Annotated in this window: 13 protein-coding genes; 9 read left to right on the forward strand and 4 right to left on the reverse strand. The window is 62.0% G+C overall.

Annotation, left to right across the window (positions count from 1 at the left end; translation table 11 throughout):
- Positions 1-60: 60 nt before the first annotated feature.
- From cpaB to HY30_RS13410, 7 genes are read left to right on the forward strand one after another with little or no spacing between them, the layout of a single operon-like run.
- Positions 61-903 carry a Flp pilus assembly protein CpaB gene (cpaB, locus tag HY30_RS13380; RefSeq protein ID WP_034741389.1) on the forward strand — a complete coding sequence of 281 codons (843 nt, stop codon included), beginning with the start codon at positions 61-63 and terminating at the stop codon, positions 901-903.
- Between the two features lie 2 nt (positions 904-905).
- Positions 906-2,474, forward strand: a complete 1,569-nt coding sequence (locus tag HY30_RS13385) for a type II and III secretion system protein family protein (protein ID WP_034741392.1) — start codon at positions 906-908, stop codon at positions 2,472-2,474.
- An 11-nt stretch (positions 2,475-2,485) separates the two neighbouring features.
- Entirely contained in the window at positions 2,486-3,196 is a 711-nt protein-coding gene (locus HY30_RS13390) for a CpaD family pilus assembly protein (protein ID WP_051615472.1), read from the forward strand.
- A 33-nt stretch (positions 3,197-3,229) separates the two neighbouring features.
- On the forward strand, positions 3,230-4,627 hold the full coding sequence (locus HY30_RS13395; RefSeq protein ID WP_034741395.1) for a CpaE/TadZ family protein: 1,398 nt from the start codon (positions 3,230-3,232) through the stop codon (positions 4,625-4,627).
- Between the two features lie 23 nt (positions 4,628-4,650).
- Positions 4,651-6,141, forward strand: a complete 1,491-nt coding sequence (locus tag HY30_RS13400) for a TadA family conjugal transfer-associated ATPase (protein ID WP_034741398.1) — start codon at positions 4,651-4,653, stop codon at positions 6,139-6,141.
- A 3-nt stretch (positions 6,142-6,144) separates the two neighbouring features.
- Positions 6,145-7,173, forward strand: a complete 1,029-nt coding sequence (locus HY30_RS13405) for a type II secretion system F family protein (protein ID WP_241765723.1) — start codon at positions 6,145-6,147, stop codon at positions 7,171-7,173.
- Positions 7,174-7,184: 11 nt separating this feature from the next.
- Complete coding sequence (locus HY30_RS13410) at positions 7,185-8,210, forward strand: type II secretion system F family protein (RefSeq protein WP_034741401.1); 1,026 nt, start codon at positions 7,185-7,187, stop codon at positions 8,208-8,210.
- A gap of 80 nt (positions 8,211-8,290) precedes the next feature.
- Here the strand turns inward: HY30_RS13410 and HY30_RS13415 are convergent, their stop codons facing one another.
- A complete protein-coding gene (locus tag HY30_RS13415) occupies positions 8,291-9,256 on the reverse strand; it encodes a tetratricopeptide repeat protein (RefSeq protein ID WP_034741404.1) in 966 nt (321 codons plus the stop codon).
- A 116-nt stretch (positions 9,257-9,372) separates the two neighbouring features.
- Between HY30_RS13415 and HY30_RS13420 the strand changes: the two genes are divergently transcribed.
- The gene (locus tag HY30_RS13420) at positions 9,373-10,737 is read left to right on the forward strand and encodes a leucyl aminopeptidase family protein (protein WP_034741407.1); all 1,365 of its coding nucleotides are present in this window, start codon (positions 9,373-9,375) and stop codon (positions 10,735-10,737) included.
- Here the strand turns inward: HY30_RS13420 and HY30_RS13425 are convergent.
- A complete protein-coding gene (locus HY30_RS13425) occupies positions 10,725-11,399 on the reverse strand; it encodes a tetratricopeptide repeat protein (protein WP_034741410.1) in 675 nt (224 codons plus the stop codon). The two genes, HY30_RS13420 and HY30_RS13425, sit on opposite strands and share 13 nt — an antisense overlap.
- A 61-nt stretch (positions 11,400-11,460) precedes the next feature.
- On the opposite strand from HY30_RS13425, the gene HY30_RS13430 reads away from it, so the two are divergent.
- Positions 11,461-12,315 carry an SDR family oxidoreductase gene (locus HY30_RS13430; RefSeq protein ID WP_034741413.1) on the forward strand — a complete coding sequence of 285 codons (855 nt, stop codon included), beginning with the start codon at positions 11,461-11,463 and terminating at the stop codon, positions 12,313-12,315.
- On the opposite strand, the gene HY30_RS13435 is transcribed toward HY30_RS13430, so the two are convergent.
- Positions 12,305-13,993, reverse strand: coding sequence for a diguanylate cyclase (locus tag HY30_RS13435; RefSeq protein ID WP_155839339.1), 1,689 nt, complete (start codon positions 13,991-13,993; stop codon positions 12,305-12,307). The genes HY30_RS13430 and HY30_RS13435 overlap by 11 nt on opposite strands.
- A gap of 183 nt (positions 13,994-14,176) precedes the next feature.
- A complete protein-coding gene (locus tag HY30_RS13440) occupies positions 14,177-14,752 on the reverse strand; it encodes an EF-hand domain-containing protein (protein WP_034741418.1) in 576 nt (191 codons plus the stop codon).
- Between the last annotated feature and the right edge of the window lie 177 nt (positions 14,753-14,929).

Raw genomic sequence — 14,929 nt, forward strand, 5'->3', positions numbered from 1 at the left:
GGGGGGTCCGCATAGTCGCTGATCACCTGCCAGGTTCAGTCATTACAGGGAGTGGCGCTAATGTCGCCCATGCGTCTCATAATTCTGGTTGGTGCTGCGATGGCAGCCATGGCTGCCGCTTTCCTGGTGCGCAATATGGCGAAACCGACAACGGTCACCGAGATTGTTCCCGAGATCCAGACCCAGGTCACGGAAGTTTCCGAGACCCAGGTTCTTGTCGCGCGGCGCAAGCTCGAGATCGGCGACCGGCTTGCGAGCAGCGATTTCGAATGGGCGCCCTGGCCGAAGGCGAATGTTGCAGAGGGTTATCTGACCGAAGCCAAGGATCCGGATGCCATTGAAAGGGTGACTGGCGCCATTGTGCGCATACCCATCTTTGACCGCGAGCCGATCAATCCGGCGAAACTGGTCCTGGCATCCGATTCCAGCGTGATGGCGGCGATCCTGTCGCCGGGAATGCGCGCGATGTCTGTCGAGATATCCACCGAGTCAGCCTCGGGCGGCTTTATCCTGCCCAATGACAAGGTTGACGTCATCCTTACGCACGAAATTCAGGTCCAGACAGACCAGATGATGACCGAGCGACCTTCGACGTCCACGATCATCAAGAACGTTCGCGTTCTGGCGATCGATCAGGTTTTCAAGCCTGATGAGAATGGCGGGTCTTCCCAGATTGGCAATACCGCGACGCTTGAGCTGACCGAAAAGGAAGCCGAGCTGATTGCGCAGGCCCAGAGAATGGGAAGCCTCTCGCTGGCCCTGCGGCCCTGGTCTGACTCAGGTGACGACCAGAAACGGGATTCACGCACGGACATGCTGAACGGCGGCTCCGGCATGCAGGGCGGCATCACGATTTTTCGCAATGGCTCGGTGACCACGACGACAGGGCTTGGGGGAAGTTGAGCATGGCATTTCGGTCTCCCATGAAGACGGGCCTTCTGTTGGCCGCCGCGGTTCTCGGACCGTGTTTCGCGCAGGCTGCGCCCAATGACATGGGAACGGTCATCACCGCGCCCGGGCAATCCAACGTGTCGCAACAAGTTACGCTTGGGCTCAACAAGTCTCTCATCATCGATCTGGAATATCCGGCGGCTGATGTCGTGATCACGAACCCGGCCATCGCGGATGCTGTGGTGCAAACGTCCAAGCGGATCATCTTCCGGGGTGTGAAGTACGGCCAGACGAATGCCTTCGTCTTCGATCGTGACGGAAACCAGCTGCTGAACCTTGAAATCAATGTCGAAACCGACATGACCAGCCTTCATCAGTTGATTGAGCGGCATATCCCCGATGCGCGTGTCAATGTTGAGGGCCTGAACGGCAATGTGCTGATCACCGGCAGCGTGGATGACATGCAGCAAAGCGATCAGGTCGAGCGCCTTGTCTCTGCTTTTCTTGGCGCAGATGACAAGACCCAGATCGTCAATATGGTCGAGATTGCCGCCAAGGATCAGGTCATGCTGGAAGTGCGCATAGTCGAGATGCAGCGCACGGCCATCAAGCAGCTGGGCATCAGCCTGTCTGGCACGCCCGCCTTTGGCGACATGGCCAAGCTGGTCGAGAAGCAATTGTTTTCCGACACCAATGGCGATGGCATTCCCGAAGACACGGGAACCACGGGCCTTTTCCCCGGCTTGCCGCAGAGCTTTTCAGGCACTGTCAGCGCCAGCAACAGCTTCCCGATTCAGGGCAGGGCGCTGGGTGGTCTCGGTGGCACGTTGACCTATTCCAACTATGTTGGAGACGATCTGCAGTCGAGCGTCGGGGTTGCCCTCGATGCCCTTGAGCGTATTGGCATCGTCAAGACGCTCGCCGAGCCCAACATTGTCGCCATGTCGGGCGAGAGTGCCAAGTTCCTGGCGGGCGGTGAATTCCCTGTGCCTGTTGGCCAGGACAAGAACGGCAACGTCACCATCGATTTCAAGCCTTATGGTGTGGGCCTTGGCTTCACGCCGGTCGTGCTGTCCGAAGGGCGCATCTCGCTCAAGGTTTCAACGGAAGTATCGGAACTCACCTCGCAGGGATCGTTCCAGGGCAACACCCAGTCCGTGATCGATTCCAATGGCAATATCCAGCAGGTCGCGGGGATCACCATTCCGGCGCTTTCCGTTCGCCGCGCCGAATCCGTGATCGAACTGCCTTCAGGCGGGTCGATGATGATGGCCGGCCTGATCCAGTCCAAGACCCGCCAGACGCTGGACCAGATTCCCGGCCTCAAGAAACTGCCCGTCCTCGGCGCGCTCTTCCAGTCGCGTGACTTCCTGCAGGACGAGTCCGAGCTGGTCGTGATCGTGACGCCTTACCTGGTGGATCCGACCCAGAAAGACCAGCTGCGCACACCGGCAGACGGCTATGCCAATGCGTCTGATGCGAAGACGATTTTCTTCGGCAAGCTGAACGAACAATACGGCAAGGACGGTGCGCCCGTGGACGCAGAAAACTACCGTTCACCCGTTGGATTTATTGAAGAGTAAGGGATATCCGAATGAACCCGACGCTTAAGACAGCCAATACTCTGATCGCCGCGGGCCTGTGCCTGGTCGGCCTGACAGCTTGTGCAAGCCAGGCGCCGACGGCTGTGCCGTCATCCTATCTGCAAGGCACCGCGCTGGATCGCAATGCCATCGGCGTGACCAAGCGGACCGAATTCCTGGAAATCAACATCGACCCGATGACCAGCGAGCTCAGCCTGAAGGACAAGGCGCGCATCGAGGATTTCGTGCGCACCTATCGCGTCAAGGGCCATGGGCCACTGATCGTCTCGCTGCCTGAAACGAGCGACAATTCGCAGCTGGCTGTCGAGGCCATCGTGACCGCGCGCGAGATCGCCTGGCAGAATGGTGTCGAATATGACGAGATCGCTGGCAGCAGTCATGGCGCCGACTCTGACGCGTCCGAACCCATGATCATGGCCTTTCAAGTGTATGACGCGGTCAAGCCCGACTGCAAGTCGATGGCGGAATATGACGTGGCCGATATCAGGTCGAACAATGAAATGCCCAGCCTTGGCTGCTCGATCCGTACAAATCAGGCGGCAATGATCGCCGATGCGGCCGATCTCCTGGGACAACGTGATCTGGATCAGGGCGACGCGCTGCGCCGAAAGGTCATTCTCGAAAAGTTCCGCAATGGCGATTCAACGGCTTCGGCCCGCTCATCCGCGGAATCCGGCGCGATCTCCAGTGCGGTCAACTAGGCGCGGCCCGTCGAATAGAAGGACGAAAGTATAATGTCGAAAGAGAAAGCGCTCTTTGAAGACGAATTCGACGCAGACTTCGACGATGTCTTCGCTGAAGATCAGGGAATCGATGCCCTGGATGCTCCAGCCAATGATGCATTCGACAGCTTCATGAGCAGCGATGACCTGCTGGCGGCGCCTGAGCAGAAGCCTGTCCTGTCGGACCAGCCGATCTTCACGATGCCTGATTTCAATGGCGGCGACGCACCTCTGCCGGCGATTTCCATCAAGGTTTTCTACGAGCGCGAGGAAACGCGCATGATGATGGATGTGTGCGCCCGCGACCGCCGCATGGGCCGCGCCACACTGGAGGCCATTCCCGGCGGCATTCCGGCCGCCATCGCCTACATGCAGCAGAATCCGACGCCAAACCTGCTGATGATCGAGTCCTCGGCCAACGCGCAGCAGATCCTCGGCGAAATTGATTCGCTGGCCGAGCATTGCGACGAGAATGTCCAGGTCATGGTCGTTGGCGTGGTCAACGATATCAAGCTTTATCGCCAGCTCGTGGCGCGCGGTGTCAGCGAATATCTCGTGCCGCCGTTCGAGCCGATCCAGATCATCCGGTCCATCTCCAGCCTCTTCGTCGACCCGGACAGGCCCTTTGTCGGCAAGCAGATTTCCGTGATCGGCGCAAAGGGCGGGGTAGGGGCCTCCACCATCGCGCACAATCTGGCCTGGGCGCTGGCCGAGAACACGCGCGTGAACACGACGCTTGTGGATCTTGATCTCTCCTTCGGCACCACGGCGCTCGATTTCAACCAGGAAACCCCTCAGACCATTGCTGATGCCCTGCTGGCGCCTGAACGCGCTGACGATGCCGTCATCGAGCGTCTGCTTGCCAAGGCGACCGACAGGCTGTCGCTGTTTACCGCGCCCGCCTCGATCAACCAGATCATGGACATCCCCGACGAGGCCTTCACGACCGTGATTGAAAGCGTTCGCCGGAACGTGCCCTATATGGTGCTCGACCTGCCGCATACATGGAGCCGCTGGGTGCAGCGCACCCTGGTCGCGTCTGACGAAGTCATCATCGTCTGCCAGCCGGACCTTGCCTCGCTGCGCAACGGCAAGAACTTCATCGACCAGCTCAAGGGCCAGCGCCCGAACGATAATCCGCCACGGCTGGTGATCAACATGAGCGGGGTTCCGAAACGCCCGGAAATCCCGATCAAGGATTTCGCCGCGGCCATCGGCGTCGAGCCGGAAATCATCCTGCCTTTCGAACCGGAATTGTTCGGAACGGCGGCCAATAATGGCCAGATGATTTCCGAGACGGATGCAGCGTCACGTTCCTCCATGGCGATCGACCATCTGGCCACGGTTCTGACCGGCCGGGTCGTCGCAAAGCCGGCCAAGTCTTTCCTCAACAAACTCCTCGGCAAGTAACCTCAATCGAAAGGGGCCCTTAGATGGCCTTCGGCAAGCGTTCCGGATCACCAGATGCAGCAGCACCAGCGGCGCCCAGACCGGCGGCTCCCGTGGCGCAGCCGCGTCCTCAGGTGTCCAAGCCGAAAGCGCCTGATCCCGTCCATGTAAAAGGTGCGCCAAAGCTGAGCGCGGGTGCGCCCGTCAAGATCAAGACACCGGAAATCAAGCCGGAGCCGGTCCGCAAGGTCAACCAGCAGTCCGAGCAATATTACGCAACAAAGACAACGGTCTTCAACGCACTCATCGACACGATCGACCTTTCGCAGCTCGCCCAGCTTGATGCGGAAAGCGCGCGCGAAGAGATCCGCGACATCGTGGTCGAGATCATCAGCATCAAGAATGTGCTGATGTCGATTTCCGAGCAGGAACAGCTGCTCGACGATATCTGTAACGACGTGCTGGGCTATGGCCCGCTCGAACCGCTGCTGGCGCGCGACGACATTGCCGACATCATGGTCAACGGTGCGGACACGACCTATATCGAGGTCAACGGCAAGATCGAGCGGACCAATATCCGCTTCCGTGACAATGCCCAGCTGATGAACATCTGCCAGCGCATCGTGAGCCAGGTTGGCCGCCGCGTGGATGAAAGCTCACCGATCTGTGACGCGCGCCTGCTCGACGGTTCACGTGTAAACGTTATCGCGCCGCCGCTGGCGATTGACGGTCCCACACTTACCATTCGTAAGTTCAAGAAGGACAAGCTGCAGCTGCAGGACCTCGTGAATTTCGGATCGATCAGCGAGGCGGGTGCCGAAGTGCTGCGCATTATCGGCCATTCGCGCTGCAACGTTCTCATCTCCGGCGGTACGGGTTCGGGCAAGACAACGCTCCTGAACTGTTTGACGGCCTTTATCGAGCCCGGCGAGCGCGTCATCACCTGCGAAGACTCCGCCGAACTCCAGCTGCAGCAGCCGCACGTCGTGCGCCTTGAAACGCGCCCGCCGAACATTGAAGGCTCCGGCGAGATCACGATGCGCGAACTGGTCAAGAACTGCCTGCGTATGCGCCCGGAACGCATCATCGTCGGCGAGGTTCGCGGACCGGAAGCGTTCGACCTTCTCCAGGCCATGAACACGGGCCACGATGGTTCGATGGGCACGCTGCACGCCAACAGCCCGCGCGAAGCCCTCAGCCGTGTGGAATCCATGATCACGATGGGCGGCTTCTCGCTGCCCGCCAAGACGATCCGCGAAATGATCGTCGGCTCGATTGATATCGTCGTCCAGGCCTCGCGCCTGCGTGACGGTTCGCGCCGCATCATGTGCATCACCGAAGTGATGGGCATGGAGGGCGACACGATCGTGCTCCAGGACGTGCTCAAGTTCGAGATGGATGGCGAGGACGCGAACGGCAAGATCATCGGCGCCCACCGTGGCACGGGTGTCGGCCGTCCGCGCTTCTGGGAGCGTGCGTCCTATTACAATCTTGAGCGTGAACTCGCGGCGGCGCTCGACGCGCTGGGGAGCTGATCCATGGATAGCACCCTGATGATCTACGCTGTTGCCGGTCTCGCCTTTGTGGCGCTGGCGGGCATTGGTCTGGCGTTCACCAGCGGGGAAGGGGATGCGGCCAAGAAGCGTGCCAGGGCCATCGGTGCAGGCGCGTCAGCCGGCAAGGTGCGCGGCAAGGTTCAGGACGAGAATTCCAAGCGGCGCGCCAAAACGGAGGCAATGCTCGACAACCTGCGCAAGCAGGACAAGGAGCGCCGCCGGTCCATCGCGCCGCGCGACGTTGCCTCGAAGATCGCGCAGGCTGGCCTCGAACTGCCCGTATCCGCTTTCTGGATCGGCTCACTGGTGCTGGGTATCGTGTGCGCCTTCCTCATCTACCTGTCCGGCGCGGATGGCCTCGTCATTTCCGGCATATCCTTCAAGAGCAAGCCGGTCCTGATTGCCGGCGCGTTTCTCGCCGGTTCGCTTGGCCTGCCACGGTTCATCCTCGGCTTCCTGACCAAGGGCCGCTACAAGAAGATGATCAACCAGTTCGCCGATGCGCTCGACATCATCGTGCGGGGTGTGAGATCCGGCCTGCCGCTGAATGAATGTATCCGCATCATTGCCAAGGAAAGCCCCGAGCCGCTCCGCAAGGAGTTCATTTCGCTGGCGGACAACCTCGCCATGGGCGCGGGCCTGGAGCGGTCACTGAACAGTTTTTACAAGCGCGTGCCGCTGCAGGAAGTGAACTTCTTCGTGATCGTGCTGCTGATCCAGGGCAAGGCGGGGGGTAACCTGTCCGAGGCTCTGGGCAACCTGTCGACCGTGATCCGTGCACGCAAGATGATGCGGGAAAAGGTCAAGGCCCTGTCATCTGAAGCCAAGGCCTCGGCCATGATCATCGGTTCCCTTCCGTTCGCCGTGGGCGTCATGGTGTTCCTCACGACGCCCGACTACATCATGCAACTTTTCATTACAGAGACAGGTCATCTCGTCCTGGCCATGGCCGCAGGGATGATGGGCATGGGCATCATGGTAATGAAAAAGATGATCAACTTTGACATGTAGGGTGACAGGCGATGTATGATTTCCTTGTAAGCTTCACCCACCCCGACACGCTGGCGGCCTATCTCGTTGCTGCAGCCGTGTTTGCGACATTCGTTACGGTCTTCCTGCCTTACCTGAAGGGCGACAAGCTGGAGACGCGCCTCAAGGCCGTGTCGACCCAGCGCGAAAAGCTCCGCAAGCAGAGCCGCGCCGCGCTCGAAACCAAGAGCCTGCGCCGCGAAGACAAGAGCATGATGGGGGTAGTGGCCTCCAAGCTGAACCTGGCCAAGGCGCTTGAAGACCCGAACGTGGTCAAGCTGATGAACCAGGCCGGCCTGCGCGGCCCCGGCCCGATCTCGGCCTTCTATTTTGCCCGTATGGCACTGCCCTTTGTCGGCCTCCTGCTGACCTTCTTCTATATCTTCTTCGTCAATGACCTCGGCCTGAACCCGACCATGAAATACGGCTCGCTGGCCTTCGGCATGGCTGCCGGATTCTATGCGCCGAACATCTACGTCAAGAACCTTGCCGCCAAGCGCCAGAAGTCGATCATGCTCGGTTTCCCGGACTCGCTCGACATGCTGCTGATCTGCGTCGAGGCCGGCATGTCGATCGAGCTTGGCTTCAACAAGGTCAGCCAGGAGATCGGCTCTGCCTCGCCGGAACTGGCCGAGGAATTCGGCCTCACCGTGGCGGAACTGTCCTACCTGCCGGACCGGCGCCAGGCCTATGACAACCTCGCCGCACGGACAGGGCATGAAGGCGTCAAGGCCGTCTGCATGGCGCTGTCACAGGCGGAACGCTACGGTACACCGCTTGGCGATGCGCTGCGCGTCATGGCCAAGGAAAACCGCGAGATGCGCATGTCGGCCGCCGAGAAGAAGGCCGCGGCGCTGCCTGCCAAGCTGACAGTGCCGATGATCCTGTTCTTCCTGCCCGTCCTCTTCCTGGTCGTTCTGGGCCCGGCTTACATCAAGTACCAGCAGATGCAGGAGAAGAATTCCGCCGCGCCCGCTCTGACAACCTCGCAGATCGAACGGCCCCTGCGCGACGTCTGATACGGCCGCTTGAAAGATGGATTGCCCGATGCCCGTCTGCTGCCTGCAGGCGGGCATTTTCCGTTTGACGGTGGGGCGGTCTAATTCCGGCGCAGGCGCAGGCCGGTATCGCTGCTGTCCGGCATCGCGGCCGGCGCATCGGTGACCGGTATTGATGTCGCGGCCTGTGGGCGATCTGAATCCGGGCCTGCGGTACGCGGCGCCGTCGGGGCAGGCGGCAGCTTGCCCAGTTCGGCATGTTCCGCGAGCGCTTCCCATGTGCGTGTCGGTTGCACCATTTCGCGCAGCAGTTCTACGTTCTGCTCGACGATGCGCGGCGGAGCATTGCCGCCGCTGGCTTCCTTCATCTCGGCATACTTGCCCTGCAGGCCCAGCACGAGCGCAAGGTTTTCCTTCACGCGCGTATTGGTGTCGGGCTGGGCATCGGCCAGCCGCAGCTTCGCTTCGGCGCCGGCAAGATCACCGGCCAGCGCCAGTGACAGGCCGTAGTTGGCGAGTGTTGAGGTCCGGTTCGGCTCGATGGCGAGGGCGCGCTCATAGGCGGTCTGGGCATCGGCGTGACGGTCGATCTGGTCGAAGGCCGTGCCGAGCGCCGCCCAGGCCTCGGCCCGCTCAGGCTCCAGCGTGGCGGCCTGGCTATAGGCCTGGATCGCGGCGGCAAAGTCCTGCTTGGTCGAAAGGGCCCGGCCAAGCACCATCAGGAGTTCGGCGCTGTCGGGATGCACGACCAGCTCCTGCGAGAGCACATCAATGGCGCGGTCGTCGCTGCCGATCTCGCGCAGGGCCTTGGCAAAGGTGATGGCGGTTTCGAGGTTTTCCGGGTCCTTGGCATGTTCCTTGGACCAGAAGTTCGCCTTGGTCAGCGGATCGGCGCGATTGGCGGCAGCGACCTCTTCCGGGCTGGCCGGCTTCATCGCTTCTTCCATGGCCTTTTCAAGCTGGGCCTTCTGCGCCTTTTCCTCTTTCGACGCCGTGCTTGCGCAGCCTGTTGTCGTCGCAGCCAGGACAAGCGCGAGGACAGCCAGTGACGTTTTGACTCTGGACATGGGAAGGCTCCAAGTATGTATCAGGTGCATGTGAGGCCGAGTCTGGCCTGCCGAGGTCAAGGTTCAGTTAACAAAACCGGCCGCCTGATTAACAAATCGCCCGGAGAGGCACGTAAATGCACAAGAGTTTCACCGCCGAGGGGGCCAAAGCGGCCGCCATCCACCTGTTCACCCCAGCCGGCTTCGACGGCCTGAAGGATGATCCCTTTCCCGGCGCCCGCGCGCTGGCCAAGGGGCAGGGGTTTACCGGCGCGGCGGGGCAGGTGGTTTATCAGGCGGGGGAAGACGGCAAACTGAGCCATGTGCTGGCTGGCATCGGCAAGGGGCAGGACGCGCTGGCTGTCGCGGCCATCTCTGCGAAACTTCCCGAAGGCGCCTATGCGATTGCCGGGGACGGCGGAATGGCCTTTGCCCATATCGCAGCCGGCTGGGCCGATGGCGCCTACCGCTTCGATCGCTACCTCAAGGACAAGGCCAAGCCGCCGCTTCTGGTTATGCCTGTAAGCGCCGACGCTGACGCCCTCTCGCGGGAAGCCGATGCCTGCGCACTGCTGCGTGATCTCGTCAACACGCCCGCCGCCGACATGGGCCCGCAGGATGTTGACGCGACCATCGCCAGTATTGCAGAGCGTTTCGGCGCGACGCTGACGACCATCGTGGGGGATGACCTGCTGGAAGAGAACTATCCGCTGGTGCATGCCGTCGGCCGGGCTGCCGTTTACGCGCCGCGCTTCATGGAACTGGAATGGGGTGACCCGGCGCACCCGAGCCTGGCACTGGTCGGCAAGGGCGTGACCTTCGATTCCGGTGGTCTCGACATCAAACCGGGCAGCGGCATGCGGATCATGAAGAAGGACATGGGCGGGGCCGCGCATGTCATTGCGCTGTCGCAGCTGATCATGAGCGCGAAGCTGCCTGTGCACCTGAAACTCTATGTCCCGTCGGTCGAGAATGCCGTGGCCGGGGACGCCTTCCGGCCGGGGGATATTCTCAACAGCCGCAAGGGCCTGACCGTGGAGATCGACAATACGGACGCAGAGGGACGCCTGATCCTCGCCGACGCGCTGGCGCGGGCCTGTGAGTTCAAGCCGGACGTGCTGATCGATTTTGCGACTCTGACCGGGGCCGCGCGGGTGGCGCTGGGAGCCGATCTTGCGCCGTTCTATACGGATGATGAGGATATGGCAGGGGCCATTCAGGCGGGGTCTGCCATGTCCGGCGATCCTGTCTGGCGCATGCCGCTCTGGGATCCCTATCTCTCAGACCTGAAAAGCCCGATTGCCGATCTCGTCAATTCCGGCGGCCGGTTTGCCGGCTCGATCACGGCCGCGCTGTTCCTGAAACAGTTCGTCGACGCGAAAAGCTGGACGCATCTGGACGTGTGGGCCTGGCGGCTTGGCAAGTATGGACGGCCCGAGGGCGCAGCCGCGTGCGGCCTGCGCGCTGTGTGGCAAATGCTGCAGGACCGCTATTCGGTCTGAGGCGACACCATGCGCACTTCCGAGAGGCGGATGGCCTCGCGGATACGGCCACGCAGGACGAGCGTGTCGATATTGTCCGGTTCGGCAGCCATGGCGGCCTTAACGTCGGCGAGGGCCGGTTCGAGGTCGTTCATGTTGAGCCGGGCTTCGGCGCGCAGCTGGTGGGCCGCCGCAAGGCCGGGGGAGGCCGAGAGGGCCTTGTCGAGATCCTTGATGGCTTCGGGCCATTTCTCGAGCAATATCTGGGCGCTGGCGCGGTCGACGAGGAGATTGGCGTCGTCGGGCATGATTTTCAGGGCATTGGTGAGCGTCACGACGGCCGCTTCCGGGGCGCCGGCGACGAGCCAGGCATTGCCCGCCTGCATCAGGTAAACGGCGCGCTGGTCCATCGATCCGCCGTCGCTGGCATTGGCCAGTTCTTCAAGCCTTGCTGCACCTTCAGCCTCCTGGCCGAGGGCAATCAGGGCAAGCGCGACGCACTGGCGGGCGCCGGGCCGATTGCCTTCGAAACTCCAGGCGAGGGCGTCTTCATAGGCCTCGTCGGGGTCTTCATCGATGCGGGCGATACAGGCGTCGAGGCGGGTGGCTTCGCGCTGGGCAAAATCAGTGCTGACATTCTGCAGCATGGCGAGTGAGATCGCCGCGGCGGCAAGGATAGACATGGATAAGAAGCTCCGGGACCTGTAGTGAGGTCTATAGTCATGACTGGGAGGCCGAGCGCAAATGACAGTTCCGCCATCACTGCTTTTTGTCTTTGGACTGGGCTATTCGGCGCGGGCACTGGGCGAGCGCCTGGTGGCGCGGGGCTGCGACGTCACGGGGACTTCCCGGACCATTCCGGGACCGTTCCCGGACCGCTTTGAGGTCGTTCAGTGGGACGGCAAGGGACAAATTGCGCCGCCCGAGGGCGCACACTGGCTGATCACGCTGCCGCCGGACGCGGACGGCTGCCCGGCGGCGCGCGTGGCAGGGCATCTCGCCCAGCAGGCGGCCTCGGTGACCTACCTTTCGACGACAGGCGTCTATGGCGACCTTGGCGGCGGCTGGGCGATGGAATGGAGCCCGGTCAATCCGGGCTCGCAAAGATCGAAGCAGCGGGTGCTGGCTGAGACGCAGTGGCGCGAGGCGACCGGGGACAAAGTGCGTATTGTCCGCCTGCCGGGCATCTATGGACCTGGGCGCTCACCATTCGAGAAGCTGCGGAACGGCACGGCGACGCGTGTGGTGAAGCTGGGGCAGGTGTTCAGCCGGGTGCATGTCGACGACATCGCGGGCGGACTGGAAGCGCTGATGCTGAGGCCGGAGGCAAGCGGGGTGTTCCACCTCTGCGACGACCTCGCGGCGCCGCCGCAGGACGTGACCGGTTTTGCGGCGGAGCTGCTGGGCCTTGAGCCGCCGTCCGAAACGCTGCTCGACGAGACCGACATGAGCGCGATGGCGCGCAGCTTCTATGCCGAGTGCAAGCGGGTGTCGAACGCGCGGGCCAAGGCGGCGCTGGGCTGGCGGCCGGTCTATCCAACTTACCGGGAAGGGCTGACCGCCGTGCTCGCCGCCGAACAGGACAGCCCTAGGCGTTGACCACGACGGGTTTGAAGCCGGGCTGGCCGACGGGTGACTGGCGCTGATCAAACAGGCGCACGACGCCCTTGCCTTCACGCTTGGCGGCATAGAGGGCCGAGTCGGCGCGGGAAATGCTTTCCCGGAAATCCACATGATCGTCGATGAAGGCGACGCCGACGCTGGCGCCGACATTCAGCAATGTGCCGCGGAAGGCGATGGGGCGGTTGATGACTGCAATGCACTGGTTTCCGAAGGCCTGAATCTCCGCGCGGGCGTCCTTGCTGGAATAGACGATCAGGAATTCGTCGCCACCGGTGCGGAAGGGCTTGGCGCGCCCTGCACCGACATTTTTCAGGCGGCTGGCGATGACCTGGAGCACCAGGTCGCCGGCATCGTGGCCATGCGTGTCATTGATGACCTTGAAGCCATCGAGGTCGACGGCGAGCACGGCCGTGCAGGCGGGCGTGTTGCTGCGCGTCAGGGCCGCGAGCGTCGTGTCGAGGTCGCGCCGGTTGGAGAGGCCGGTGAGCGGATCGGTTGCGGCGCTGGCTTCGGCATCCTTGACGCGGTTGCTGATTGCCCAGCTGAACTGGAACACGGTGAAGCAGAGGCCCAGCGGCACGATATAATGGTTGATCTCGAAATAGGGCGTGATCTCGAAGAGGCGCAGATAGAGCCAGACCGTCGCCATGATCAGCGGCGCCCAGCCGACGAGAACGGCCCCGGCACCCGGCACGCCGCGGCGATGCAGCGCCCATACGCCGATCAGCACGACAACAGGGCCGATGCCCGAGCAGATCATGTAAACGGCGCGCGACAGGAGACCCGGGAAGAAGCCGCCGATGCTGCTGAGCACGCATAGCGCCACAAGTCCGTTGATCACGATGTAGAAGGATGGCCAGCGACGACGGATATCCAGGAAGTTGGAGATGAACACGGCACCGAAGGCGGTGACGGCGCCCTGAAGGATGTAGACGAGCGTTATCGTGCTGACATTCGATCGCGGCCAGAAGAGCGATTTGCCCATGCCGGTCGAAAAGATCACATAGGTGATGGCCGTGACGCAGAACCAGAAATAGAGCCCATAGGCCGGCGTGTCGGATTTGCGCGCGATGGACCAGGCATAGGCGGTGAATGTGCAGGCGATACCCATCAGAAGCGCGAAGATGCCAACCGAGCCCTGAAACCAGGACTGGTAGTCGGCGCTGGTGTGAAACCAGACCGGCATGACAACCATGGGGCCGCCACTCGCGCGGATATAGACGGTACGGGTCTCGCCGGCGGGCACATCAATTTCGAAAGTCGGGAAGGGGGCGGGCAAGCCAATGCCGGAAAGGGCGACACCCGAACCGGCCGTCCCCGTCTGAATGTATCCATCCGCATCAAGAAGATAAATATCGACGCGCTCAAGATAAGGAAAGCGGACGACAAGATCGCCGTGCAGGTCGGTCGCGCCGGAATTGCGCAATTGCGTGCGCATCCAGACGTCGCCTTTCCGGCTGCTCGCCTGGAAGGCATCGGCGTGGTTCTTGACGAAAGCAATGTCACTGGTCGGGCTGAGGATGTCCGCAAGCGTGATGGCGGTCGGCACATCGCTGGCGACCGTCGCATGCCGACTGATATTCATGCGGCCGTCGAGGTTGCCCACGTCAATCGCCTGCGCATCGGACGGGAAGCTCAGCGAGACCCAGACCACGATGAGAAGGCTTAAGAATCGGCCCGCAAAATTTAGAAAGTCGCCCCGCAAGATGTGTCCGCCCGGTGTTTCAAACTACTGACGGGGCTTATGACAGACAAAGCGGTATTTATGCTTAGTGCGGGGCGTCGGATTTGCGGCGGGGCGTACACAGATTGTTAAGGGTGCCCTTCGTCCGCTGACTCAGCGCGGCGGGCGGCTGCCGCCCCGGGGCCCGCCCATATCGCCGCCCGGGCCCATGCCGCCGCGCTGCATCATGGCGCCGGACTCGGCGCGGGCGGGTGCGTCGATCAGGAGTTCGGCACGCGTCAGGCGGCGGTCATGATCCTTGTCGAGCGCGGCAAATTCGCTGATCAGGCGGGTGCGGAATTCGCTTTCGCTGACCTGTCCGTCGAAATTGCTGTCAAAGGCAATATTGTTCGGCAGCGCGTCCGCGTCGCCCAGTGCGTGGACGGACCACTCGGCCAGCCCGAGGGCGGATGCGCCGGAATGGCCGGACAGATTAAAGCCCTGCCAGTCGTGCAGGATGCCGCTATCCAGCTCGGATTCGTCGATGACATGGTCCTGGTTCAGATCCATGCCGGCAAAGAGGAGGCCGATCGGTCGGGCGATCTTGCCGCCCTGCACGCGCATGGTCTCGCCCTGCATGTTGCGTCCGCCCTGTTGCGGTGGCTGGCGCCCGGAGGCGCAGGCCGTGGTGAGGAGGAGGGTAGCAAGGCAGATGCCTGCACCCGCGCGGGACGATGGAGTGATTTTCATTATGGAGAGCCCCTTCAAGCCTGAAACATGTCAGGCTTCAACGCGTCTCAATGCTCCCGTCCGTCGCGCGGTTACCCATTTGTAATACCGGGCTGACGCATGAAGCGACAAAGGGGGATCACCGGAAGGACAATTCGTGCTAAGAGGGATTTATTAACAGAAAGGGGCTGGTAGCCG

The organism is Hyphomonas chukchiensis (assembly GCF_000682695.1).
In the GTDB taxonomy this organism is placed as follows: Bacteria; Pseudomonadota; Alphaproteobacteria; order Caulobacterales; family Hyphomonadaceae; genus Hyphomonas; species Hyphomonas chukchiensis.

Excerpts from the sequence above, each read along its gene's own strand:
- cpaB (WP_034741389.1), top strand. The coding sequence starts at position 61 with ATGTCGCCCATGCGTCTCATAATTCTGGTTGGTGCTGCGATGGCAGCC.
- HY30_RS13385 (WP_034741392.1), top strand. The coding sequence starts at position 906 with ATGGCATTTCGGTCTCCCATGAAGACGGGCCTTCTGTTGGCCGCCGCG.
- HY30_RS13390 (WP_051615472.1), top strand. The coding sequence starts at position 2,486 with ATGAACCCGACGCTTAAGACAGCCAATACTCTGATCGCCGCGGGCCTG.
- HY30_RS13395 (WP_034741395.1), top strand. The coding sequence starts at position 3,230 with ATGTCGAAAGAGAAAGCGCTCTTTGAAGACGAATTCGACGCAGACTTC.
- HY30_RS13400 (WP_034741398.1), top strand. The coding sequence starts at position 4,651 with ATGGCCTTCGGCAAGCGTTCCGGATCACCAGATGCAGCAGCACCAGCG.
- HY30_RS13405 (WP_241765723.1), top strand. The coding sequence starts at position 6,145 with ATGGATAGCACCCTGATGATCTACGCTGTTGCCGGTCTCGCCTTTGTG.
- HY30_RS13410 (WP_034741401.1), top strand. The coding sequence starts at position 7,185 with ATGTATGATTTCCTTGTAAGCTTCACCCACCCCGACACGCTGGCGGCC.
- HY30_RS13415 (WP_034741404.1), bottom strand. The coding sequence starts at position 9,256 with ATGTCCAGAGTCAAAACGTCACTGGCTGTCCTCGCGCTTGTCCTGGCT.
- HY30_RS13420 (WP_034741407.1), top strand. The coding sequence starts at position 9,373 with ATGCACAAGAGTTTCACCGCCGAGGGGGCCAAAGCGGCCGCCATCCAC.
- HY30_RS13425 (WP_034741410.1), bottom strand. The coding sequence starts at position 11,399 with ATGTCTATCCTTGCCGCCGCGGCGATCTCACTCGCCATGCTGCAGAAT.
- HY30_RS13430 (WP_034741413.1), top strand. The coding sequence starts at position 11,461 with ATGACAGTTCCGCCATCACTGCTTTTTGTCTTTGGACTGGGCTATTCG.
- HY30_RS13440 (WP_034741418.1), bottom strand. The coding sequence starts at position 14,752 with ATGAAAATCACTCCATCGTCCCGCGCGGGTGCAGGCATCTGCCTTGCT.